The organism is Streptomyces sp. NPDC042364 (assembly GCF_056437585.1).
The window spans coordinates 96519-119669 of the sequence record NZ_JBWKAJ010000014.1 but is presented as its reverse complement, the minus strand read 5'-3'; the positions used below and the strand labels follow the sequence as shown (position 1 = coordinate 119669).

The 23151-nt window shown below is 72.1% G+C and carries 15 protein-coding genes and 1 pseudogene; 8 read left to right on the top strand and 8 right to left on the bottom strand.

Features of this window, described 5'->3' with window-relative positions:
• Window positions 1–132 precede the first annotated feature (132 nt).
• A complete protein-coding gene (locus tag AC067N_RS26120; protein WP_478681304.1) occupies window positions 133–2187 on the bottom strand; it encodes a pectinesterase family protein in 2055 nt (684 codons plus the stop codon).
• A 367-nt stretch (window positions 2188–2554) separates the two neighbouring features.
• Here AC067N_RS26120 and AC067N_RS26115 point away from each other — a divergent pair, with 367 nt between their 5' ends.
• From AC067N_RS26115 to AC067N_RS26095, 5 genes are all read left to right on the top strand, one after another.
• Entirely contained in the window at window positions 2555–3568 is a 1014-nt protein-coding gene (locus AC067N_RS26115; RefSeq protein ID WP_478681303.1) for a substrate-binding domain-containing protein, read from the top strand.
• 333 nt (window positions 3569–3901) lie between these two features.
• Window positions 3902–6343 (top strand): sensor histidine kinase, encoded by a 2442-nt coding sequence (locus AC067N_RS26110; RefSeq protein WP_478681302.1) that lies wholly within the window; start codon window positions 3902–3904, stop codon window positions 6341–6343.
• A 48-nt stretch (window positions 6344–6391) separates the two neighbouring features.
• Entirely contained in the window at window positions 6392–6820 is a 429-nt protein-coding gene (locus AC067N_RS26105; RefSeq protein WP_055514289.1) for a roadblock/LC7 domain-containing protein, read from the top strand.
• Window position 6821: 1 nt separating this feature from the next.
• Complete coding sequence (locus AC067N_RS26100) at window positions 6822–7178, top strand: DUF742 domain-containing protein (protein ID WP_478681301.1); 357 nt, start codon at window positions 6822–6824, stop codon at window positions 7176–7178.
• A gap of 16 nt (window positions 7179–7194) precedes the next feature.
• Entirely contained in the window at window positions 7195–7746 is a 552-nt protein-coding gene (locus AC067N_RS26095) for a GTP-binding protein (RefSeq protein ID WP_478681300.1), read from the top strand.
• A 17-nt stretch (window positions 7747–7763) separates the two neighbouring features.
• On the opposite strand, the gene AC067N_RS26090 is transcribed toward AC067N_RS26095, so the two are convergent.
• From AC067N_RS26090 to AC067N_RS26080, 3 genes are all read right to left on the bottom strand, one after another.
• Window positions 7764–8369, bottom strand: a complete 606-nt coding sequence (locus AC067N_RS26090; RefSeq protein WP_478681299.1) for a TetR/AcrR family transcriptional regulator — start codon at window positions 8367–8369, stop codon at window positions 7764–7766.
• Between the two features lie 27 nt (window positions 8370–8396).
• On the bottom strand, window positions 8397–10457 hold the full coding sequence (locus AC067N_RS26085; RefSeq protein ID WP_478681298.1) for a galactose-binding domain-containing protein: 2061 nt from the start codon (window positions 10455–10457) through the stop codon (window positions 8397–8399).
• Window positions 10458–11105: 648 nt separating this feature from the next.
• Window positions 11106–14261 (bottom strand): glycoside hydrolase, encoded by a 3156-nt coding sequence (locus AC067N_RS26080; RefSeq protein ID WP_478681385.1) that lies wholly within the window; start codon window positions 14259–14261, stop codon window positions 11106–11108.
• Window positions 14262–14584: 323 nt separating this feature from the next.
• On the opposite strand from AC067N_RS26080, the gene AC067N_RS26075 reads away from it, so the two are divergent.
• The gene (locus AC067N_RS26075; RefSeq protein WP_478681297.1) at window positions 14585–15763 is read left to right on the top strand and encodes an aminotransferase class V-fold PLP-dependent enzyme; all 1179 of its coding nucleotides are present in this window, start codon (window positions 14585–14587) and stop codon (window positions 15761–15763) included.
• A 67-nt stretch (window positions 15764–15830) separates the two neighbouring features.
• Here AC067N_RS26075 and AC067N_RS26070 read toward each other — a convergent pair whose 3' ends face one another.
• Window positions 15831–16394 carry a hemerythrin domain-containing protein gene (locus AC067N_RS26070; protein ID WP_478681296.1) on the bottom strand — a complete coding sequence of 188 codons (564 nt, stop codon included), beginning with the start codon at window positions 16392–16394 and terminating at the stop codon, window positions 15831–15833.
• 221 nt (window positions 16395–16615) lie between these two features.
• Between AC067N_RS26070 and AC067N_RS26065 the strand changes: the two genes are divergently transcribed.
• Window positions 16616–17140: a hypothetical protein gene (locus AC067N_RS26065; RefSeq protein ID WP_478681295.1), complete on the top strand. Its 525-nt coding sequence runs from the start codon at window positions 16616–16618 to the stop codon at window positions 17138–17140.
• 31 nt (window positions 17141–17171) lie between these two features.
• Here the strand turns inward: AC067N_RS26065 and AC067N_RS26060 are convergent, their stop codons facing one another.
• Together AC067N_RS26060 and AC067N_RS26055 are read right to left on the bottom strand one after the other, a co-directional pair.
• Entirely contained in the window at window positions 17172–18296 is a 1125-nt protein-coding gene (locus tag AC067N_RS26060) for an SGNH/GDSL hydrolase family protein (RefSeq protein ID WP_478681294.1), read from the bottom strand.
• Between the two features lie 326 nt (window positions 18297–18622).
• A complete protein-coding gene (locus AC067N_RS26055; RefSeq protein WP_478681293.1) occupies window positions 18623–19894 on the bottom strand; it encodes a cytochrome P450 in 1272 nt (423 codons plus the stop codon).
• A gap of 321 nt (window positions 19895–20215) precedes the next feature.
• Between AC067N_RS26055 and AC067N_RS26050 the strand changes: the two are divergent.
• Window positions 20216–20449: pseudogene (locus AC067N_RS26050) on the top strand (DUF5709 domain-containing protein); the annotation flags it as partial.
• 409 nt (window positions 20450–20858) lie between these two features.
• Here the strand turns inward: AC067N_RS26050 and AC067N_RS26045 are convergent.
• The gene (locus tag AC067N_RS26045) at window positions 20859–23150 is read right to left on the bottom strand and encodes an ABC transporter permease (protein ID WP_478681292.1); all 2292 of its coding nucleotides are present in this window, start codon (window positions 23148–23150) and stop codon (window positions 20859–20861) included.
• Window position 23151 lies beyond the last annotated feature (1 nt).

Here is a 23151-nt window from a genome sequence, read left to right as displayed (position 1 = left end):
TTGCGAGGACGTTGCGTACTCCCGTCAGTCCCAGCCGGCCGCGTTCCGGGCCGGGAGGTCGGAGAGGCCGGTCGCGGCCAGGTCCCCATGCGGCCAGGTCTCCACGCGGCCGGGACTCCTCGGCCGTGGGGGTCAGGCGCCGGGCGTCCAGCCGGACAGCCAGTCGGCGACCTCCTGGTCGGCGGCCTGCGCGTCGGTCAGGTGCGGGCGGTCGGCGCTCGCCCCGCCCGCCCCCGGGCCCTTGTTCCGGTATTCGGCGAAGCGGTCGTCCTTCCAGGAGAAGCCGCTCATGTCGGTCCACGGTGTGGTCTTCACCGCGGCGCTGAGCGTGGTGTTGCGGACCGTCGTCTGCGGGTCGAGGGATGCGTCGCCGCCCGCGTGCCAGGGACGGCCGAGGTGGAAGCTCCGGTCGGCGACATCGCCGTTGACGGTGGAGTTGGCGATGAGGATGCCCTTGCGGCCCGCGGCCGTGCTCGGGGCGGTGATGTAACCGGCCGAGGTGCCGTTCCAGCGCTTCCTCAGGGTGATGACCGACCTGTCGATGACGGCCGTGGCCCTGCCGAAGATGAAGTCGACGTTGCCGGTCACGTAGGAGTTCGAGACGTAGACGCGGCCGATCCTGTCCTTCGACGCCGTGTCCAGCAGCAGGGTGTCCTGGTCGCCGGTGACGATGACGCCGTCAAGGACGATCTTGTCGGCCGCGGTGCGCAGGGCGACCGCCTGGTGACCGCTCAGGGACTGGTTGGCGGCCTCGTCGAAGTCGTTGGAGATGGTCAGGTTCCGGGCCTGGAAGTCGTCGGCCTCCACGGCGACGGTGGCGCTGCCGCCGGTGCCGTAGGTGCCGCCGCCGGGCTTGGGCGTACCGGACGCGTTGCCGTACACGATGGTCGTGTCCTTGCGACTGGCGCCGGAGCCCTGGATGGTGACGTGCGGCTTGTTGGCGGGGACCTTGACGAGCTCGCGGTACGTGCCCGGCCTGACCGAGATGATCACCCGCGAGGGGTTGTTCGCGGGCACCGCGTCGACGGCCTTCTGCACGCTGGTGTACTGGCCGCTGCCGTCCTTGGCGACGGTCAGCGTCGTTGCCGCGGCGGCCTTGGCCGTGGCCGTCGTCCCGATCGAACCCCTGGGCCCCGCACCCGACTTGAGCAGCTTCGGCACATCGGCCGCCTTGTCGAGGGTGTACGGGTAGTACGACTTCGGGTCGAAGGCGGTGCCGCCGCTCTCGTTGCGCCCGGACGTGCCCGAGAAGACGTTGCCGCGCTGGACCAGGGCGGCCGTGGCGTCCTTCGTCACCGGGTTCCGCATGCCCTGGAAGTAGCTGTTCTCCAGCACCATCCGGGTCTTGCCGCGCGCGTGGTTGCCGTACGAGGAGGTGATGTCCGTGCCGGGCACGTCCTCCAGGAAGTTGTTGTAGAGGTGCGCGTGGGCCACGTTGTCGGTGGACGGGTTGCGCTGTTCGGTCTCACGGAACCAGTTGTGATGGATCGTCAGATCGGCGGTGGTGTCGGTGGTCCAGCCGATGCCGAAGGTCTTGTTGTTCTGGCTCAGCCTGTTCCAGGACACCGTGACGTAGGTGGTGTCCTTGCGGCTGTCGATCAGGCCGTCCGCCATGTTCCGCAGGTCGTTGTGGTCGATCCACACATGGTGGGCGCCGTCCATCTGGATCGCGTCGAAGTCGTGGTCCTTGTCGTTCCAGGTGCCCTGGTAGGAGTCCCGGATCGTCAGATTGCGGATGATGACGTTGTGGACGCCGGAGCCGAGGAAGAACCCGCCGCCGACGATGTGCCCGGAGGTCCCCGAGCCCACGATCGTCTTGTCCGAGGCGACCTTGATCTCCTTGCCCACCGGGTTCATGGTGATCGTTCCGGCCACGACGATGACGTACGGCTCCGCGGCGGTCGCGTAGTTCTCCAGGTCCGCGAGAGTCCGCACGGTGACCGTTCTGCCGTCCCGGCCGCCGTAGGTGCCCTTCTGGCCGAGGGCGTCGACCGAGGCGAAGCCGTCGGCTGCCTCGGTGGCCCAGGCGGGCCCGGCCGCCGCGGCCAACGGCCGGGCGTCGTCGCCGAACGCTCCGAAGACCGAGCCGTACGCCATGGTTCCGGCGGCGGTCAGAGCCAGGGGGAGGCCGGCCACGAGAGCCGTCCTCCTTCTGCGGTGGCGGGCCTTGCTTCGGATCTCACTCACGAGTCGTATCCGTTCCACGCGGGGGGATGGTCGGTCTGCCGGGCAGTCGCCACCGCGGGCGTGGAGGTTGCCGCGCTTCCCCGCGCGTTCCGGCCGTGCTGAGAAAGCCCTCCAGGCATCGGAGTTGGCCGGATTCGAACGGTGTCGGACTTACCGGACTCCCGTACGTTGACACGTGTGCGCAGGTCGGTTCCGGCCCGTCACAGCAGTACATCGATTTCGATGGTCACTTGACTACCGGGCGTCACACACGATTGGCTCCGCACAGCGAAAGTCAGCCAAGTCGCCGCACGTCAACGCGGTGATGACGGCGATGTCGCTGCCCCTGACGTTCCGCCTTGGCCGCACAGCGAGGTGCCGCACCCTCATGAACCCAGCCCCCGCCGCACACCGGCTCTCCACCGCTCTCCGCGCCGCGGCGCTCGCCGCCGCCGTCTGTCTCGCCGTCGCCGGTTGCTCCGTCCTCGGCGGCACCGACTCCGACGCGGGCGACGGCACGTCTGGCGCGCCGGGCGGGCGCGGGATGAAGGTCGCCCTCATCGCCCACGGGGTCGAGGGGGACGCCTTCTGGGACCGGGTGCGCAAGGGCGCGGAGGCCGCGGCGGCCAAGGACGGCATCGACCTCACGTTCGTCAGCGACCCCGACGCCGCGGGCCAGGCGAAACTGGTGCGGGACGCGATAGCCGACAAGGTCGACGGCATCGCGGTGACCCTCGCCAAACCGCGGGCCATGCGGGGCGCGGTCGCCGAGGCCCGCGCGGCAGGCATACCCGTCGTCGCCCTCAACTCCGGCATCGACGCCTGGCGGGCGCAGGGCCTGCTGGGGTTCTACGGCCAGGACGAGAGCGTCGCAGGACGGGCGCTCGGCAAGGAACTGGACGCCCGCGACGCCCGGCACGCCGTCTGCGTCATCCACGAACGTGGCAACGTCGCCCTGGAAGCCCGCTGCGCGGGGGTCCGCAAGACCTTCGGCGGACAGACCGAGAACCTCTACGTCGACGGCGCCGACATGGACGCGGTCACCGGCGTGATCGCCGCGAAGCTCCGCCAGGACCCCTCCATCGACGAGGTCGTGACCCTCGGGGCGCAGTACGCGCTGGCCGCCGTGGAGTCGGTGAAGGACGCGGGCGACAGGGCCGAGGTCGCGACCTTCGACCTCAACGCGGACATGGTCAAGGCCGTCAAGAGCGGTGCCGTGCAGTTCGCCGTGGACCAGCAGCCGTACCTCCAGGGCTATCTCGCGGTGGACGGGCTCTGGCTCTACCGAACCAACGGCAATGTCAGCGGCGGTGGCGTCGAACCGGTGCTCACCGGCCCCGCGTTCGTGACCAGGAAGAACATCGCGGGGATCGAGAAGTTCGCCGCGAACGGCACACGTTGACACGAAGTGGACGGCATACGTGGACACGATGCGGTGGGCGCCCCCGCACACCGGGCGCACGGCGCCTCACAGGCCCGTGCGAGCACCCGGCGGAACCTCCCGGCGGAACCTTCCGTTCGGACACGGGTTCACCACGGAATCCAACCATCCGGAAGGGTCCGGTAACGGCGACGCCAAGCTTTCCGCCTCTCCCGACCCATGCGTTCACTTGTGCGGATAACATCCTGCGCATCCCCTGTGCACCGTACTGACGGGTGACCACCCACCACCCTCGGTCGCCGCAACCCCGCCCCCGAAATCCCTCCGCTCCCCGCCAACCGCCCAAGGACGACGATGCCCCCAAGGACCGGCGCCCGGCGCCGTCTCGGCTCCATACGTCTCTCGCTGATCCTGCTGGCTCTCATCCCCAGCGTCACGCTCACCGCGAGCTGGGCCATGACGACGACGCAGATGTTCTCCGAGGGGCTGCGGCTGAGGGCGCAGACGGGGCTGAGCAAGTCCACCGGCGCCATGGGTACCGACGCCACCCTGGCCCTCCAGCGGGAGCGTGTCCTCTCCGCCGCCTACATGGCCGCTCCCGGCAGCTCCACGGCCGCCCTGGAGGAACAGCGCCGGAAGACGGACGTGGCGGTCACCCGGCTCGCCGAGCGGGCGGACGCGATCGAGGACGCCCCGGACCGCATCGGCGAGCAGCTGTACTCGGTGATGGCGGGCTCCGGCAGCCTGGAGTACTACCGGGGCCAGGTGGACAACCCCACCGACATCACCCCCGAGCAGATCCTGGACCAGTACTCCGAGATCATCGACGGCCAGATCCACGCCTTCCAGGAGCTGTCCCAGGTCGACGACGGCGACCTCACCTCCCAGGCGGGCCCGCTCGTCACCCTCGAACAGGCGGCGGAGCTGGTGTCCCAGGAGGACGCGCTCCTCACCCTGAACTGGCCCGCCGGAGAACTGGACGACGCCTCCCGGGAGCGTTTCGCGCAGGTGGTCAACGCCCGGCGCTGGCTCGTCGACAACCAGCTCGTGCCCTCCCTCGACGGAGAGGTGAAGAGCGAGGTCGAGCGCATCGTCCAGGGCAAGGACTGGCAGAACCTCCAGACGGTGGAGGACCAGATCCTCGCGGCCCACGCCACCGGCACCGGCGACTCCCGCAGGACCGACCTGCCCGACTCCCGGGACCGCTGGGACGCCGCGATGACCAGCCTCGCCGTCCAGTACGAGAAGCTGATCCGGGAGCAGACCCGGGCACTGCTGGACCGCAGCGGCGAGGAGGCCCGCGGGCTGCTCATCAAGGCCGGCTCACTCAGCGCCGCCGGGCTCGCCGCGCTGCTGCTGTGCATCGTGATGTCCTGGCGCATCACCCGCTCCCTGTCCCTCCGGCTGCGGGGCCTGCGCACCGCCACCCTCAGCCTCGCCCAGGAGCGGCTGCCCGACGTCGTCGCCCGCCTGGAGCGGGGCGAGAAGGTCGACGTCGACACCGCCGCGGCTCCGCTGGACTACGGCACCGACGAACTCGGCCAGGTCGCCAAGGCGTTCAACGCCGCCCAGCGCACCGCCGTGCACACCGCCGTCGAACTCGCCGACACCCGGCGCGGCTTCCAGCGCGTCATCCTCGGCATCGCCCGGCAGAGCCAGAACCTGGTCAACCTCCAGCTCAGCAAGCTCGACAAGCTGGAGCGCCAGTACCAGGACCCGGAGATCCTCAAGGGCCTGTACGAGCTGGACTCCACCGCGAGCCAGCTGCGCCGCTACGAGGAGAACCTCGTCATCATCAGCGGCGAGCGTCCCGGCCGTACGTGGACCGAACCGGTCGCGCTGATCGACATCCTGCGCAGCGCCGTCGGCGAGGTCGCCGAGTACCAGCGGGTCGAGGTGCACACCGAGGACGACGTGTGGATCGCCCCGCCGGCCGTGGCCGACGTGATCCACCTCCTCGCCGAGCTGATCGACAACGCCACCTCGTACTCGCCCGCCCCCAGCCCCGTCAGCGTGCGCGCGGCCGTCGTGGCCAAGGGCCTCGCCCTGGAGGTCGAGGACCGGGGGCTCGGCATGTCCGAGGACGACTACGAAGCGTTCAACGCCCAGCTGGCTGTGCCGCCGCAGTTCGACGTCGTGGCGCTCGCCGACGACCTCCGGCTCGGCATGTTCGTCATCGCCCGGCTCGCCACCCGGCACGGCATCGCCGTCACGCTGCGGGCCTCGCCGTACGGCGGCACCACCGCCATCGTGCTGGTCCCGCACGACATCGTGGTCCGCGAGGCGCCCGAACCCGAGGCGGACGGCACCGGCGCGGAGGAACCGCCCGCGCGTTCCCCCCTCGTGGCCAGGCGGGTCGCCGCGCCCGGACCCCGGACCGAGCCCGTACGGACGGACCCGGAGCCCGAGCCGGAGGACCGGCCGGCAGCGCACATCCGGAGCGGCGACACCCCGGCCGTGAACGGCACCGCGCCCGCCGCCCGCAAGCCCGCCGCCCGCGAGCCCGCCGCCCGCGAGCCCGCCGCCCGCGAGCCCGCCGCCCGTAAGAACGGCGGACGGCTCCCGCTGCCCCGGCGGGTTCCGCAGACCAGCCTGGCGGCCGAGCTGAAGGAGGAGACGACGCCCTGCCCCGACGGGGACGACGGCTTCACGGCCGAACGGGCCGCCGCCTCGCTCGCCGGTTTCCAGCGCGGAACACTTCAGGCACGTGACGACGAAGCGGAACCCGAGTACGAACCGGGGGAGGAATCCGCATCCGAAGACCCGGGAGACCGCGTCCCCGCCTCCGGCCCCTGACGTCCCCATCGACTCCCCCGCCGCAGCCCGCTCATGAAGGACACAGAGATGACACGCCCCATCCCCGCCACCCACAGCCAGCTCGACCAGCTGCTCACCGGACTGGTGGACCGGGTCGCCGAGGTCGACCACGCCGTCGTGCTCTCCGAGGACGGACTGGTCGTCAGCAAGTCCACGGCGTTCCTGCGTGACGACGCCGAGCGGCTGGCGGCCACCGCGTCCGGTCTGATGAGCCTCAGCAAGGGCGTCAGCATGGACTTCCGCGGTGGTCCCGTACGCCAGCTGCTCATAGAGATGGGCAACGCCTTCCTGATCCTCACCAACGCCGGGCCCGGCGCCAACCTCGCCGTGCTCACCCGGCAGGGCGCGGACGTCGGTGTGGTGGCGTACCAGATGAACATGCTGGTGAAGAAGATCGGCGAGCACCTCAGCGCGGCCCCGCGCGCGGGTGTGGTCGTCGCTGACAGCGGCGAGTGAGGTGAACGGAGGCGACGAGGCGGGCCGGCTGGTTCGCCCGTTCACCCTGACCGGCGGCCGGACCAGACCGAGTCGGAGCGACTTCACCCTCATCACCACGGTGACGGCGGTGGACCCGCAGCCCGACGGCGGGCCCCGGCCGCAGCCCGAGCACACCAGGATCCTCAGACTCTGCGCCAAGCCGATCGTGGTGGCGGAGCTGGCCACCGGGCTCGACCTGCCGGTGAGCGTGGTGGCGATCATGCTCTGCGATCTGCTGGAGGCGGGCCGGATCACCGTACGGCAGCCGCGGCTGATCTCCCGCACTCCCGACCTGGACCTGCTGAAGAAAGTGAGGGACGGCCTTGGCCGCCTCTGACCCCACCCCACAGGGCATGCCGGCTCCCGACGCGGTGAAGATACTCATCGCCGGGGGATTCGGCGTCGGCAAGACGACCATGGTCGGGTCGGTCAGCGAGATCGTCCCGCTGCGCACCGAGGAACCCCTCACCACCGCGGGCCTCGGCGTCGACGACCTCGACGGCATCCCCGACAAGCAGGCCACCACGGTGGCCCTCGACTTCGGCCGCATCAGCATCGGGGACGACCTCGTGCTGTATCTGTTCGGAACGCCCGGGCAGCAGCGGTTCTGGTTCATGTGGAACGACCTGGCGATCGGCGCGCTCGGCGCGGTCGTCCTCGTGGACGTCCGCAGACCCGAGTCCAGCTTCGCGGCGATCGACTTCTTCGAACGCCGGAAGATCCCGTTCGTCATCGGCGTCAACGGCTTCTACGGTGAGCACCCGTACGAGCCGGACGAGATACGCGAGGCCCTGACGCTGCCCGAGCACACGCCGGTCCTGCTCTTCGACGCCCGCGAACGCGCCTCCTGCCGCGACGTGCTGATCGCCCTGCTGGACCGGCTGATCGCGACGTCGGCCCGCTGAACGACGGCCCGGGGGAGTCAGGGGCGGCCTTCCTCCTTGACGAGGCCGGCCACATGGTCCGTGATCGTGTCGAGGATGCCCGTCCAGGTCGCGTCGTCGCCCAGAACCAGGAAGTTGAGGGTGAGGCCGTCCGTCATGGCGGCCAGGTAGCGGGCCAGCACCGGGACGGGGACGGCCAGTTCGAACCCCATGGAGCGCCGCAGCTGCTCGATCAGTTCGGTGTAGGTCCCGCAGTACATCTCGTACTGCCGCCGCGCCAGATGCTCGAACCCGGGCTCGCGGAGCGCGTACTGGGTCAGCTCGTAGGTGAGCATGTGCTCGCCCGGGTGGGCGGACACATGGTCCCAGTACGCCTGGAAGCCGGCCCGCACGGTCTCCCTGAGCGTCTCCCGGGGCCGGATGGCCTCCCGGACCAGCGTCACATAGTGCCCGGTGATGGTGGTGATGACGGACTCGATCAGCTCCTGCTTCGAGGCGAAGCAGTAGTGGAAGACGCTCAGTGACACGCCTGCCTCGGCCGCGATGGACCGGGTCGTCGTCCTGGGGACGCCGTCCCGGGTCATCGCGCGGATCGCCGCCTCGGTCAGCTGTCGGCGCCGTTCGGCCGACGGCAGGCGTGCCATGTGGTTCCCTTTCCCCCGTGCGTGCGGTCAGCCGCCGTAGACGCCGACCTCGTACAGGGAGTAGCCCCAGTCCGTGCCGCGGTCGACGCCCTGCATCCGGACATAGCGCGCCGGGACCGCGGAGAACCCGGCCGTGTCGAGGCCGCCGTCGCCCGAGGTCGTGGACCACACGGTCTTCCAGTTCGAGCCGTCGGTGGAGACGTCGATCCGGTACGACCTGCCGTAGGCGCGCTCCCAGTCGAGGGTGACCCGCTTGACGGTGTGGGTGGAGCCGAGGTCCACCTTCCACCACTGGTCGTCGCTCCAGTCGCTCGCCCAGCGGGTGCCGCCGTCACCGTCCACGGCCCGGCCGGGCTGGTAGCTGGTGAAGGGGTTCGACTCGGACGCGCTCGCCGTCGCGGTGGCTCCCTTGGCGAGGTTCACGCCCGCCTTGTGCGACTCGGAGGCGCCCCAGGTGCCGAGGTAGGACTCCGCGCCCCGGAAGAGGTCGTCCACGACGCCCTGGCCGCCGACGAGCCGGATGTCCTCGATCCAGTCCGGGACCATGCCGACGTGCGCGGCGCCGTCCGTGTTGTAGTCGAAGGTGCGCTGACCGGTGGTCTGCTTGTCGATGGTCGAGCCGCCGTCGGCGCTCTTGAAGGGGTACTTCACCGGGTTCGAGGTGTTCGCGCCGCGCGGGGCGGGGTGGTCGCCGATGCCGTTGAAGTCCGTGCCGAAGCCGTAGCCCACGTCGTACTTGCTCCGCAGCGCGTCCGTACGCCCGGCCTCCTCGCTGAACTCCTTCGAGCCGTGCATGTACTGGGCGACGAAACCGCCGAGGGAGTAGACCCGCTCGGTCCAGTTCAGGTCCATCCAGCTGTGCGAGGACAGGACGCCCGGGTACGACTCGGCCTCGAAGATGTCGAGGACGCGGCCGGTGGCCTTGACGCTCATGTGGTCGATCTCGACCATCATCTTGCGCTTCATCATGCCGCGCAGGGCGTACTCGCCGAGGTCGGTGAGTCCGCGCACGTTGCACTGGGCGTTCTCGTCGTACTCCGGGACCTCGGTGCCCGCCGGCAGGTCCGCCTCGGCCTTCGACGCGGCGTCGCCGATCGGGTTGTCCTTCTGCGGGCCCTTGCACTTCTCCGTCTGCCAGAACGTGCCGGTCGACAGGAACTGGCCGACGTTGATGGCGGTGCCGAGACCGTGCTCGTCGAAGCGGACGCCGCACAGCGCGTTGTCGAACTTGTGGCACAGGAACATGCTGCGCACACCGAGGTCGTACAGCTCGTCGAGCCCCTTGTCGATGTCCGCCTTGCTGCACTGCGGGATGTCGAGGATCTGCTTGCAGCCGAACGGCTCGGAGGTCTCGACGCCCAGCACGACCGCCAGCTTGCCCTGCGCGATGACCTCACGGGCCTGCGCGGTGTCGGTGACGATCCGGAACCAGCCCTTGCCGGTGCCGCCGTACTGGGCGTCGATGTAGGCCTGGAGGTCGTACGTCAGCTTGGCCTGGAGCCGGATCGAGGTCATCTCGTCGCAGCTGCGGTCCTTGAACGGGTAGACCGAGCAGATCATGCCGTTGGTGACGAGGTCGTTGACGAGGACGCGCTGACCGCCGCGCCAGGCGCGCTCGATCCAGGCGTAGTAGTTGGCCTGGTGGGTCATCGAGTCGTACGCCGGCCAGTCCTTGAAGGTCGGGTAGCCGACCGGGTCGTGCCTTCCGTCACCGCCGTGGGTGATGTAGTCGAAGATCGCGAGGGTGCCGTCGGGGTAGTGCTCGGGGCAGTCCTTCAGCGCGTCGGCGATGCCGGACGTCGAGAAGACCTTGCCGCAGATCAGCCGGCCGCCGAACGCCTCGTTGGAGAACAGGTGGTTGTGCGCGTCCACGAATCCGCGTACCTCGCCCGAGGCGTTCGTGCCCTTGAACGGCTCGCCCGTGACATTGATCTGGGAGTCGGGCGCCGGCCGCGCGGTGGGCACCCACCAGTCGCCGGTGGCCGCCGAACTGGCCGACGGGCTGAGCAGCATGCCCATCGCGGTCAGGAACAGCGTCAGCACCACGAGGGGTCTGCGTCTGTGGTGGGCGCGTCGGGTCGGGGTCATCACTCACGTCCTTGGTCGGGGGAAGCGCGGTCGATCGGCCAGACCCTGCGGGACGCGCGCACACCACGACGCCATGGCCCGGTTGTCATGGCTGGCACAAGCGATGTGACGAGAATCGCCACTGTGGTGATGCGAGTCAATAGTCCGGGACAGATGACCTGATGAGCATCGGGTGGCAGGCACTCAGGTGACGTGTCGTCAAACTCGTTCCTCTATACGCCCGTTGTCGGCCGCTATGCCTGTCTTGCCCGACCGGGTCGGCGGATCGCGTGCCGAGGGCGGCCGTCTCGGACACCCGGGTCGGTGGACGATCCGTGCCGGTCGACCCGCGGTGCGCGTGCCGCGCCCGTGGTCCGGGGCGCCGGCGCCCGGTGCCTCGGTGCCTCAGGGCGACGAGTCGGCCGCGGGGACCACGGGTGTGGCGGTGGCGGCCGGTGCGGTCGTGTTCGGCGTGGCGGGCTGGGGCGCGTCGGCCGTCCGGAGCCCCCGGCGGCCGGCCAGGCGGCAGCCGAGGCAGCCCGGGTGGACGCCGCGGGCGGAGCCGTCGCGGACGCCGAGACCCCACCGGTCCCTCGGGCGCGGACCCGCGGAACCGGGGGAACGACGAAAGATCACGCCGCCCGGGGCCCCTTGGCGGGACCGGGCCGCTCAGCGGCGTACCAGGTCGATCCGGTACGTGCGGGTCCGGGAGCCGTCCTCCGAGGTCACCGTGACGACGGCCGACGTCCGGTCGCCCTTTCCGGTGCGGTCCACGGTGACGGTCGCATAGGGGTCGCGGGCCGTGGCCGTGACGGTGGCCCGGGCCGGGTTGCCGGTGACGACGCGGTAGCCGGTCGTGTCCGGGTCGAAGGGCACGACCGGCTTCCCCGCCACCGCGATCGAGGCGGCGCCGGCGTCGGAGGACGCGCCGGGGGCCTTGGCGTACACCTCGATCTCACTCATGGTGATGTAGCCGCCCTGACGGGCCGTCATGACCACCCGGACGGCGGTCGCCGGTCCCGCGTCCAGGGGGACGTCGATCACCGGTGTGCCCTCGGTGCCCACGGGGACGGAGGCGCCGGCGTCGGCCCAGGGCCCGTCGGCGTCGGCGCGTACCTGGACCTTGAGGCTCTCCGGGAAGGAGACGTTGCCTCCGTCGCGGTGGAAGTGGGCGACGGCGCGCGTCAGATCGCGGGCCTCCGGCAGGGTGAAGGTGATGGTGTCGGACGAGTTCTTGGTGCCCGGCCTCCAGTTGGACCAGGCCTTCTCGGACCGGTCGCCGTTGCGCAGCCGCTCCTCCGAGTAGCCGCTCTCGGTGAACGTGGCGGCGACGGAGACGTCCGGGTCGGGGGCGATGTTCGTCCGCGCGGCCTCGGTGACCTGGACGCGTACGGTGGCTTCGACCTCGCCGCCGTCGACGACCCGGGCGGTACCGGAGAGCGTCACGACGCCTGCCTTGTCGTACGCCCCGTCGGGCGCCGCGTCCCAGGTCACGGGGAGGTCGGTGCGGCCGCCGTTCCTGCCCACGCCGGTGACCGTGGCGGGGAGGTCCGGCACACCGCCGGCGTAGGCCTTGGCGCGGCCGGGCAGCGTCGAGGCGACCGTGTCGACGGTGACGAGCGCCTTCGCCCGGACCGTCCGTCCGAGGGCGTCGGTCGCCTCGCCCTCGACACGCACCGTGCCGGGCCTGCTCCACCTCCGGTCCGACGGCAGGTCCCACACCACGGGCAGTGAGCCGCGGGCACCGTCCCGGAACACGGGCGTCACCGTCTCCGGCATCGTCGGCCGCAGCCCCGGCACGGTGAACACCTCTGCCCGCTCGGTGCGCAGCACCGTCTCGTCGGTCACGGCCCAGCGCTGGTTCGCCGCCGAGGTGGGCGTGAACGCCGACACCTTGGCGCCGTCCGCGGACGACTGCCCCGTGACGTCGATCAGACGGCCGGTCGCGGCGTTCACGAAGGTCCAGGTGCCGTCGCCGGTGGTCGACATGATCCACCGTGCTGCCTCGGGGACCTCGCCGTCCGCCGGGTCCTCCAGGACGGCCTGGTCGTCGCGCACCGCGAGGCGCCGGCCGGTGGCGGCGCTGACGAGGGCGTACCGCTCGCGGTTGCCGGTGCCGGGGGTCAGCTGTTCCACCTTCCACAACTGCCGTGCGCTGCCGGGGTCGTTCGTACGGAGGACGATGCCGGTGCCGTCCTCCGAAGGGGCCAGCGACCTGCCGCTCTGGGCGCCCTTGAGCCGGTACACGTGACCGGGCCGCACCAGGGCGGCGTCCTTCGCCACCCCGCTGACGCCCTTGACCAGGAAGGTGGTCACCGACTTGGCGGGGACGCCGAGTGTCGCCGAGCGCTCTGTCACCGGGACCGGGGCGCCGCGGACGAGGGCGCCGTCGGCGCTGGTCACCACGGGCGTGACGGTGGCATGGGGGGAGACCCTGGCGAAGCGCGAGAGGTCGAGGGTGACGGAGCGCGCGGCCGTGCCGCCGTTGACGTGGACCACGGTCGCCGCGCGGCCGGACCTCTTCACGGCGGCGACGCTGGACGGGTCGTCGACCTTGACGAAATGGTCGCCGGGGCGGATGTGATGGGTGAAGTTGCGGATGGTGTGGAACTTGGAGTTGGCCCGGACGGGGCAGGTCTCCAGGGTGTCCTCGGCGGTGCAGTCGAACGGGACATGGATGCTGCCCCAGTTCTTGCCCGCCGCTGCCTGGGGGATCGAGTCCTCGACCGGCTGCCAGAACACCCAGGCGGACGGCTCCAGTTCCCGTATGTCGTCGACCATGCGCGTGGCGATGCCGAGCCCCGGCTCCATGCTCGTGAAGTCCGTGCCGGTGCCCCAGGTACCCTCGACCTCGCTCATCCAGAGCTTCTTGTCGGCGCCCTTGGCGATGTCGCGGGCGCTGGTGCGCATCCCGGTGCCGTAGGTGTGCACGTTCAGCTGGGGTACGGCCGCCCGCGCGGAGGCGTCGTAGGCGTTCCAGTTCCGGGTGAAGATCGTGGGATTGGTCTCGTCCATCGCCGAGATCCCGGCGTCGGTCCTCGCCCCGTCGAGCGCCTTGTCGAGCGCGCGGACGACCTTCTGCTGGAGCGCCGGGCCCGCGTGCGCGCCCTCCTGGCGCCCTCCGGTGGGCTGGCCGTTCGCACCGATCTGGGTGCCCCAGTAATCGGTGTTGGGCTCGTTGAGCGGGGCGATCGTGTCGAAGGCGATGCCGTGCGCCTTCTCCAGCTCCTCGGTGACGCGCACGAGATAGGCGGCGAAGTCGTCGACGCGGTCCGCCCGGATCTGGTCCGTGTTCGCGTCGAAGCCGCCGGAGACGTATCCGCTGACGGTCTGGAACCAGGGTGGCGAGTTGCTGAACGCCTCCCACTTGGTGACCTTGTCCTTGACCTGGTCCACCCACCAGCGCTGGCCGGCGTCGGCGTCCCGGTTCCAGTGGCCGGGGTTGTCCGGGTCCCACCACTCCATGTCCTGCCGGGTGGTTCCCTCGGGGGCCTTCCAGAAGCCCTCCATGGTCGCGCCGGTCTTCATGTAGTCCTTGCGGACGTCCGGGGCGTTGCCGCCGCCGATGTTGTAGCGCGCGATGTTGAGGGCGAGTCCGTCGTCGTCGAACAGCATGTCCGCGAGTCGTCTTCGGATGGGCTCCGGATAGCGTCCCGTCACGTTGGCGAACCAGACGAGGCTCGTGCCCCAGCCCTCGAACTCCTGCTGCCGGTACGACGGGTCGATCCGCACGGTGACTCCGCTCGGCGCCACCGCCGGCACGGACACGTCCGCGGCCGCCGGGGGCGCGGCCACCAGACCCGCGCCCAGCGCCAAGGGGACCATGGGCGCCAAGGCCCGGACGATGCGATGCCGTTGGGGCACGGCACTCCCTTCCACAACACAGAGCTGAACAGAACCGATCAGAAGGAATCGCGCTCAGGGCATGCTTGATGACGGAAATGAACACGTCAAGATGGTTGGGCGCCTTCGCTCTTCGCGCTTCCCGGGGCGGGTCGCGCGGGCTCCGCTCGTCGAGCCGCGCGGGCTTCGGCCGTCGCCACCTCGGCGACTGCCGGCACCGGGATCACCGTCACCCCGAACGCCGACCGGCCGGGGTCGGGGCGTGCGCGGTTCACCAAGCGCCGAGAGCCGGGAAGGATGGGCCCATGGATGTCGACGCACTGCGCCGGGACACCCCGGGCACCGCCCACCGGATCCACCTCAACAACGCCGGAGCCGGCCTGCTCTCCCGGCAGACCCTGACGGCCGTCACCTCCCATCTGGAACTCGAAGCGGCCATCGGCGGCTACGAGGCCGCGGCACGGGAGAAGGAAAGGATCGACGCCACCTACACGCGCATCGCCCGACTGCTGGGAGGGCGGCCCGAGGAGGTCGCTCTCTTCGACAACTCCACCCACGCCTGGAACGCTGCCTTCCACTCCCTGACGTTCAAGCCCGGCGACCGCGTCCTCACCGGCCGCGACGAGTACGGCAGCAACGTCCTCGCCTACCTCCGGATCGCCCGCCGCACCGGCGCGGAGGTCGTCGTCGTCCCCGACGACGAACACGGGCAGCTCGACACGGCCGCCCTCGCCGAACTGATCGACGAGCGGACCCGACTGGTCGGCGTCACCCATGTGCCGACCAGCGGCGGCCTGGTCAACCCCGCCGCCGAGATCGGCCGGATCACACGCGCCGCCGGGGTGCCGTTCCTGCTCGACGCCACCCAGTCCGTGGGGCAGTTCCCCGTCGACGTCCACGAGATCGGCTGCGACCTGCTCACCGCCACCGGACGCAAGTTCCTGCGCGGCCCGCGCGGCACCGGCTTCCTGTGGGTGCGGCCCGAGGCGCTGGAATACCTGGACCCCCCTGTGATCGAGATCCAGTCGGCCACCTGGGACGGGGAGCGCGGCTTCACCTGGCAGCCCGGCGCCCGGCGCTTCGAGTCCTGGGAGACCGGCTACGCCAATGTGCTGGGCCTCGAAGCCGCCGTGCGCCAGGCCCTCGACCTCGGCCTGGACCGGATCGGCGAGCGGGCCGTCGCCCTCGGCGCGTATCTGCGCGACCGCCTCGACGCCCTGCCCGGCGTCACCACCCACGACCTCGGCGCGCACCGCTGCGCCATCGTGACCGCCGACGTCGACGGCGTGCCCGCCGCGGAGGTCGCCGCCGCCCTCGCCCGGCGCGGCATCAACGTCACCCACACCGTCCCCGAGCACACCCCGTTCGACACCGAACACCGGGGCGTCCACCCCCTGGTGCGGCTCTCCCCGCACTACTACACCACCGAGGCCGAACTCGACCTGACCGTCGAGGCCGTGGCCGGCATCGCCGCCGGCGGGTGACACGAGGGCCCGGGGCGGTGTGATCCGCCCCGGGCCCCCGTGTCCGTACCGGCCGCCGTCCGGCGACTCAGGACTCCTTGCCCCGGCCGGTCATCGCGTCGCGCAGACGGTCCACGAAACCCATGCCCGGCGCCAGCATCTTGTTGGCCGGGGGCTTGTCCGGCGCCGACGGGTGCGGCCGCGTCGGCGCCGTCTTCTTGGCCGTCCGCACCTTGTCGCCCAGCTGGTCCAGCATCTCCGCCGGACAGGACCGGGTCATCCGGGGGAAGAGATTGCTCTCCTCGTCCCGTACATGGCTCCTGATCTCGGCCATCAGCCGGGTGATCAGCCCGTCGAACTCGGGGTCGTCGGCCTCGCACCGCTCCAGGTCCTTCATGATGCGCTCGGCCTCGGCGTGGTCCGCCAGCTCGCGGTCGGCGATCGCGTCCCCGTCGGGCACGTGCTCACGGACCGCCGGGTAGAGGTACGCCTCCTCGGCGACCGAGTGCCGGACCAGCTCGATGACGACCTGGTCCGCGTACACCTTGCGCTTGGCGTTGCCCGAGGGCAGCTGCTCGATCTTGCCGAACAGCTCCTCCACCTCGCGATGATCGGTCTTGAGTTCTTCGACGACGTTTCCGCCGTGTCCCATGACTCGCTCCTTTCCGCCTGTCCCGGCCGTCCGCTCCGGCGGGTACGAGGGGGCCAGTGAAACCCCTCCGTGTCCGCTTTTTGAGGTATTGATCCCTTGGTGGTCAGGTCGACCGGCCCCTGTGGCCGAGGACACGTCCCGTCCGTGGTCTGCGCCATTCCCGCAGCGACGGTCCCCGGCTACGTTCTTGGTGCGCGCTCCCCAGTACCCCGGATGGCCCAGTGCACGCAGATCTCTCCCCGCTCATCGCGGCGACCGCCCAATGGCTGACGCGCGCCTACCCGGCGGGCGGCGGCGCGCTCGACTCCGCCCTCTGCGAGGCACAGGCCCGGCAGGCCGTGACCGTGGCCGCCTGGCTGCGCTACCCGACGCCGATGGACGCGGGACTCGTGGGCCTCTCGGGGCCCGGCGGCTCGGCCCGGCTCGACTGGATCACCGGCTGCGAGACGGCCCACGCGTCCGAGGACGAGCACGCCTGGCGGACCTGGGTGGACGAGGTCGTCGCCAGCTGGGCGGCCTGTCTGCTCACCGACCCCGTGCTGGCCGGAGCCGCGGTGACGGCTCTCGCCGGCACCCACCACACCGCCGGTTCCCCCGTCGCCTTCCGGCGGCTGCTCACCCCGGACGACCACGAGCGCCGGGCGGCCGCGTTGCTGCGCCACCCCGATCTCCTCGCCCCCGTGGCCGGACTCCACCACGCCGGCCTCCTCGACGCACTGCGGCCGGGGCAGGCCCTGACGGCCTGAACCCCGGCCGCGACGGGCCCGGCCGCGCCCGCTACCAGCGCAGCGGAAGCCTCGCGAGGAACTCGGTGAGCAGGTTCGAGAGGACCCGGTGGTCGTTGAGCGACGGATGCCAGTCGCAGCCGAGGAGGTCCAGGCCGGCGTCGCCGTAGAACCAGTGACGCACCCGGTCGTCGCCCCGCCGGTTGCGCTCCCGCACGATCCTCGTGGTGGCGTCGGCGAACGGCCGGGTGGCGGACACCACCAGGAACGTGCCGGGGCCGTAGCGCCCACGCAGCCTGTCGAGGAACCCGTGGTAGGCGCTCTCGTAGTCGGCGACCAGCGCCTCCTGGGTGGCCCAGCGCTCGCCCGGACGCAGGGGGGTGGAGAAGTCGTTGATGCCGAGCCCGATCACCACCACCTGCGGGCGCCAGCTCTCGGGCTTCCGCCAGACGTCGCCGTCCACGTTCAGCAGGGCCCGCTCGTAGAACGTGCGGTAACTGATGCCCGGGTCGCCGCCGTTGTAGTTGCGGACCATGCCGCGGCCGGAGATCGCGTTGAGCTGGTGGTCCGCGTCGAGTCCGCGCGCGGTCAGCGCGCCGAAGGAGAGGCCGGCGTCGCTGTTCCGGTTCACTCCGCCGTTGCCCGAACAGTCCCTGGTCCGCGAGACATTGCCGTACCCGGCGGTGAACGAGTCACCGATGAACTCGATCTGCCGGGTCCGCGGTCGGGGCGCGCCGAGGACCGCCCCGCCGGAGGCCGCCGTGAACCCGCCGAACCGTCCCACCGCCCAGGGGCTCTCGGTGCGCTTGACCAGCCGCACCGTGTGCTCGGTGTCGGTGAGGCCGCGGACCCAGGACACGGTCCGGCCCGGGGTGACCAGCGTGGCGGCGGTCGTCCCGTCGATCCGGACGTCGTAGTCGTTGGCGGCGTCGTCGAGGACGATCCCGATGCCCGTGCCCCGGAACCGCGCCTCGAAGTACACGCCGGGCCAGGTGTACTGCACCATCCCGTCGGCCGCCTCCTTCACCCGGCCCACGGTGTGGAACACGGCCCGCGCGTCGGCCGCCGCCCTTGCGGGGGAGGGGGCGACGGCGGTGACGAGACCCGCGGCGGCGGCCGCGACCAGGGTCCTGCGGGAGAGGTGTGACGGCGGGGGTAGGGGGTGAGACGTGCGCATGTGGCATCCCTTCGGCGCGCGGACGGATGGGTGCGAGCGGGGAGCGGAGTGTGGGAGCGCTCCCAGGTCATGCGCTTTCGAAGGTGACCGCCCCACCGGAACCCGTCAACCCCTCGGGGCGACATCCGTCACGGACGGCCTCCGGGTCGCGCCCAGGCCCTTCCGGCAGGCGTGAGGCGCCGCTTCGGGGCATGGTCGCCTCACAGGATCGAGGGCAGCGTGGATCCCGGGTGGAGGCGTGCCTCCCCCATGGGTGCGAACGGCGTTGACCCCGGAGACCCGGGGAGGCGTCCGCGGCGTCAGCCCGCCGAGTGGTCGACGCCCCGTCACCCCGCCGCCCGCTCGGCCGCCGCGGCCGGCACCGGCACGCGGACGCGCTCCATCACGAAGCCGCTGCGCACCCGTGCCGGGATGCGGGACAACGGGATCCTCAGGTCCTGGGCCGGCACGTCGTGCTCCAGCCGGGCCAGCCGTGGCCCCAGCGCCGCAAGCAGCGCGATCGTGGCGTCCTCGCCGGGGCACCGGTGGCCGTCGGCGCGATCGCCGCCGCCCTGCGGGACGAGTTCGTCCCGGCCGGGCGGGCGCTCCAGGAAGCGCCGGGGGTCGAGGACGAGGGGACGCTCCCAGAGGTCCGGGTCGTGGTTCTGCCCGTACAGGTCGAGCAGGATCAGCGTGCCCGACGGGATCGGTTCCCCCTGCCACTCCAGATCGGTGAGGGCGCGCCCCCCGACGAAGGGGGCGAACGGGTAGAAGCGCCGCAGCTCATGGGCGAAGGCCACGGCGTACGCGGGGTCTTCCTCGGCGAGCCGCTGCCGGATCTCGGGCCTGAAGTGCAGTGCGTGCCCGGCGTAGGCGATGAACCAGCACACGGCGACCGTGGGCCGGATGATGTTGAGCAGTTCCACCGCGGCGGTGTGCGGGTCGAGCGGCCGGCCGTCGGCGTCCCGGTGCCGCACCACCGCGTCCAGCGGCGAGCCGGCCGGTGGCGTGGCCGCACCCTCCCGTACGTCCTCCACCAGACGGGCGAGCCAGGTCTCGCTTCGGTTGCGCGCACGGCGGGCCCGCCAGTGACGGGGTCCGGCGGTGGCGAAGCCGTCGACCATGGCGACCAGGTCGCGGGCCGTCTCCCCGGCGTCGTAGAGGGGGATCCCGGCCCATCGGCAGGCACCCCGGGTGAGCACCCGGCTCGCCTCGTCGAACAGGACCACCGACGGCCGCCGGGACCACGCGTCCACGGTCTCGTCCCAGGCGGAGGTGACCTGGTCGACCAGGCCGGCGACCGCCTCCCGCCGGGTGAGCAGCGACAGGAACATCTCCTTGCGGACGCGGTGGCCCGCCCCGTCCAGCGTGTGCACGGCTCCCCGGCCGAACAGCGTGCTCAGCACCGGGCCGGGGAGCGCCGACGCGCGCTCCACATGCCGTTCGTCGTAGAAGAACCGCACCGCCTCGGGGCCCCGCAGGGCGACGGCGTGCTGTCCCATCACACGTACGCGCACCAGGGGTCCGGGGGTGCGGCTCATGAGGTCGGGCAGCCAGTTGTATCCCTTGGCGAGTGCCGCGAGCGAGCTGTCCACGAGCGAGGGGCCACTTTGACTCATGCGGCGCGAGTGCCCGCACCAGGCCGTCGTTAACGCCCGCCGGTCACGCCGCGCCACCGCACGAGACGGCTGTGTCGCCATCGGCCGTCGCCGGGGGCGGGCGGGAGGCGGTACCCGGGCCGGCGATCCAGCCCTCGAAGACCGGCCCCCCGGAGCCACGCCGCCGCATCGCCGCCCGTTCCTTCCGCCCCCGTGCGCCGCGGTCCCACCGTCCCGTCACCCGTTCCGTTCGCGCGCGTCGCACGCCGCGGCCCGCGGACGGCCCGGACGGGGCCGGGACATCCCGAGCCGCACATGTCTGACCCCCGGCGAGAAGTGACGGTCCCGCCCGGTGACGGAATCGGCGACCTTCCGGGCGGCGAGGGCGAACCCGTCGACCCGGAGGCGGGCGCGGACCGCGCCGGCCGCCTCGTGGCACCGGACGAGGGCGCGCACACGGACACCACCAAGGAACTCGTCGCCGAGGACGAGGGCATCGACGGCGGAGCGGCGGGCGCCGAGGAGGCCGCCGTGCACATCGTCCCCGACGACCGCCTCCCGGGGCCGGACGACTGACTCTCCGTGGCCCGCGATCCGCTCGACCAGCCCCACTCCTGCGAGCCGTCCGTGGGGGAGCTCAGGAGGGCGAGCGGTGCGCCGGCGGACGCGCCGGTCGGACAGGGGCTCGTGTTCCCGACCGGCCGGAGCCGGTGGAACCCGTCGGCGGTCCGACCGGGTTCCGGCCGCCTGCGGGGCCGTTGTCGACCACAGGCCGATCCGCCGGCCCGCCGTGGCATCGCCGGTCCGGACGGCCGCCGGGCCCCCGGACGTGTCGAGCAGCGACACCCCGCCCTGCGGCTTCCTTCACGACGCGCCGGTACGGGGTGTCCGGGACGGGCGCCTACCACGCCGGGCGGTGAGCCCCGGGCGCCCGACGCCGGGCCATCCGCCGGTCCGGTCGGCTCGCTCACGGCGGTGCCGCGCGCTACGCCACCGCGCCCAGCGTGTCCGCCAGACGGCGGCGGGCGGCGCGGAGCGCGGGCAGGACGGCGAGTGCCAGGGCGCCCAGCACCGCCGCCACGGCGAAGACCGCCAGGACCGCGGGGGAGGGGCCCCGCGCGATCCCGGCCCCGATGCCGCTGGACCTTCCCTGCGCGTCGATCAGCCAGTGGGCGAGCGGAAGCCCCAGCGCCAGCGCGACCGCCGCCGCGGCGAGGGCGGTGCAGCCGGTGGCCGTGACGGTGATGCCGGTGATCTGCCGCGGCGACAGCCCGATGGCCTTGAGCGCCAGCAGATCCCGTTCGCTCTCGCGCACCGTGCCGCCGATGGCCGTCAGCAGCTCGACGAGCCCGATGAGCGCGAGCACGCCCAGCAGTCCGACGACGACACCGCGCAGCGGCGACAGACCGTCGGCGGGGTTCGTCACCGTGTGCACGTCCAGCCGGCCCGGACCGGCCGCGGCGGTCAGTTCGGCGGCGACCCGCTGCGGATCGGCGTCTGCGCGCAGCCGCACCTGGTAGAGCGTCGGCCGGAGCCCGGGGTCGTTCTCCCGCAGGGTGTCGAGCGAGGTGGAGATGACCCGGCCCGCGTTCTCCGGTTCGATGCTGCGGCCCACGATGTGCAGGATCTGCGGTCGGCCGGCCACGGTCAGCCGCACCCAGTCGCCGACCGCCACGTCCAGCAGGTCCAGGAGGCCCTGCCCGGCCACCGCCTCGTCGGGGCCACTGGCGGGACGGCCCTCGGCCAGCGTGAACGGGTACGGTTCCGCGTCCGTGCCGAGGCCGCGCAACGCGATCGTGGCCGTCTGGCCCGAGACCAGGGCCGCCACCTCGACACCCGGATGCGCCGCGACCACCTCGGGGTGGCGTGCCAGGAGCGTCCGGGCCGTCGGGTCGCCCGGGCCGTCGTCGGCGCGTACGGTCAGTGCGGCCGCCAGCCCCATCCGCTCCGGCTCGCTGTGGAAGCGGTCGATGGTCGTCCACGCGCTCAGCGCCACCACGATCAGCGTCAGCGGCAGCGCGAGGCGGGCGATGGTGGCCAGGGCCCGCGGGCGGCGCGTGAACGCCCGGTGCCAGCCGAGAACCAGCGCGGGCGGCAGCCTGAGGCCGAGCGCCCGGCGCGCCGCCCCCGACAACGGTCCGCCGGCCGGCAGACCGGTCCGCGGCACCGGAACGGGGGGCACGCGCCCCGCCCGCCAGGCCGCGAGCCCGGTGGTCGCGCCGATGAACAGCACCACTCCCACCGGCACCGCGACGAGGGCCGCCGTGTGCCCCGGCATGCCCTGCCACAGGTCGACCGCGTCCCCGAGGCGCCCGGGCAGCAGCGGGCCCAGCGCCTGGGTGAGCGCCGCCGCGGCCACGGCGCCCAGCAGTGCGTACGCCAGATGCTGGAGCAGGAAGATCCGTACGACCTGACCGGGGGTGAAGCCGATCGCCTTGAGGATGGAGATGTCCCGCAGATGCCCCCGGATGCGGGTGCCGATCGCCCCGTGCACGGCCAGCCCGGCGGCGACCAGCGCGCCCAGCCCGAACAGGCCCAGCACCAGACCCAGCAGCCGGTTGTCGCCCTCCGCCTCGGCCCGCGCCTGCTGCCACGCGGAGACCTCGCTGACCGCATCGGCGCCGAGCAGGGTGACGGCCCGCTGGACGGCGTAGTCGGTGTCGTCGGGGTCCGTCAGGCGCAGCCCGATCACCTTGCCGCTCTCGGCGGCGGCCGGCAGGGCGGCCGGCGGGACCCAGACCAGCCCCGGCCGCTCGCCCTTGCGATAGCGCGGCTCGGCGCTGTCGGCGACGCCCACCACGGTCAGCTTCCCGGTGTCACCGGGCAGGGAGAGCACGTCCCCGGGGCCGGCGAGCAGCGCCCGCGCGAGGCTGCTCTCCAGGACCACGCCGTCGGGCCTGCCGGGATCCAGCCAGCGGCCGGAGGTGAGCAGCGGGCGGCCCACCTCGGGCCGCTCGGACGTGCCGCGCAGTTCCACGGAGGCGCGGGCGCCACGGGAGGTGACCGCGGTTGCGGCGGTCGCGTAGGGACCGGCGGCGGACTCGACGCCCGCCAGCCCGGCCAGCTCGGACACCTCGGCGGAGGGGGCGGTGTGGATCCACACATGGGCGCCACGGGACTGCGTGAACAGACGCTGCCACGGGTTGGTCGCGTACCCGAAGAGCGCCGTCGCCAGCAGCAGGGACGTGACGATGCCGACGGTGGCGAGCACCAGGAACAGCGCCTCGCCCCGGTGGGCGCGCAGGTCGGAGTGCGCCCAGCGCAACATGGCTCGCATC

Excerpts from the sequence above, each read along its gene's own strand:
- AC067N_RS26115 (WP_478681303.1), top strand. The coding sequence starts at position 2,555 with ATGAACCCAGCCCCCGCCGCACACCGGCTCTCCACCGCTCTCCGCGCC.
- AC067N_RS26110 (WP_478681302.1), top strand. The coding sequence starts at position 3,902 with ATGCCCCCAAGGACCGGCGCCCGGCGCCGTCTCGGCTCCATACGTCTC.
- AC067N_RS26105 (WP_055514289.1), top strand. The coding sequence starts at position 6,392 with ATGACACGCCCCATCCCCGCCACCCACAGCCAGCTCGACCAGCTGCTC.
- AC067N_RS26095 (WP_478681300.1), top strand. The coding sequence starts at position 7,195 with ATGCCGGCTCCCGACGCGGTGAAGATACTCATCGCCGGGGGATTCGGC.
- AC067N_RS26090 (WP_478681299.1), bottom strand. The coding sequence starts at position 8,369 with ATGGCACGCCTGCCGTCGGCCGAACGGCGCCGACAGCTGACCGAGGCG.
- AC067N_RS26085 (WP_478681298.1), bottom strand. The coding sequence starts at position 10,457 with ATGACCCCGACCCGACGCGCCCACCACAGACGCAGACCCCTCGTGGTG.
- AC067N_RS26080 (WP_478681385.1), bottom strand. The coding sequence starts at position 14,261 with ATGGTCCCCTTGGCGCTGGGCGCGGGTCTGGTGGCCGCGCCCCCGGCG.
- AC067N_RS26075 (WP_478681297.1), top strand. The coding sequence starts at position 14,585 with ATGGATGTCGACGCACTGCGCCGGGACACCCCGGGCACCGCCCACCGG.
- AC067N_RS26070 (WP_478681296.1), bottom strand. The coding sequence starts at position 16,394 with ATGGGACACGGCGGAAACGTCGTCGAAGAACTCAAGACCGATCATCGC.
- AC067N_RS26060 (WP_478681294.1), bottom strand. The coding sequence starts at position 18,296 with ATGCGCACGTCTCACCCCCTACCCCCGCCGTCACACCTCTCCCGCAGG.
- AC067N_RS26055 (WP_478681293.1), bottom strand. The coding sequence starts at position 19,894 with ATGAGTCAAAGTGGCCCCTCGCTCGTGGACAGCTCGCTCGCGGCACTC.
- AC067N_RS26045 (WP_478681292.1), bottom strand. The coding sequence starts at position 23,150 with ATGCGAGCCATGTTGCGCTGGGCGCACTCCGACCTGCGCGCCCACCGG.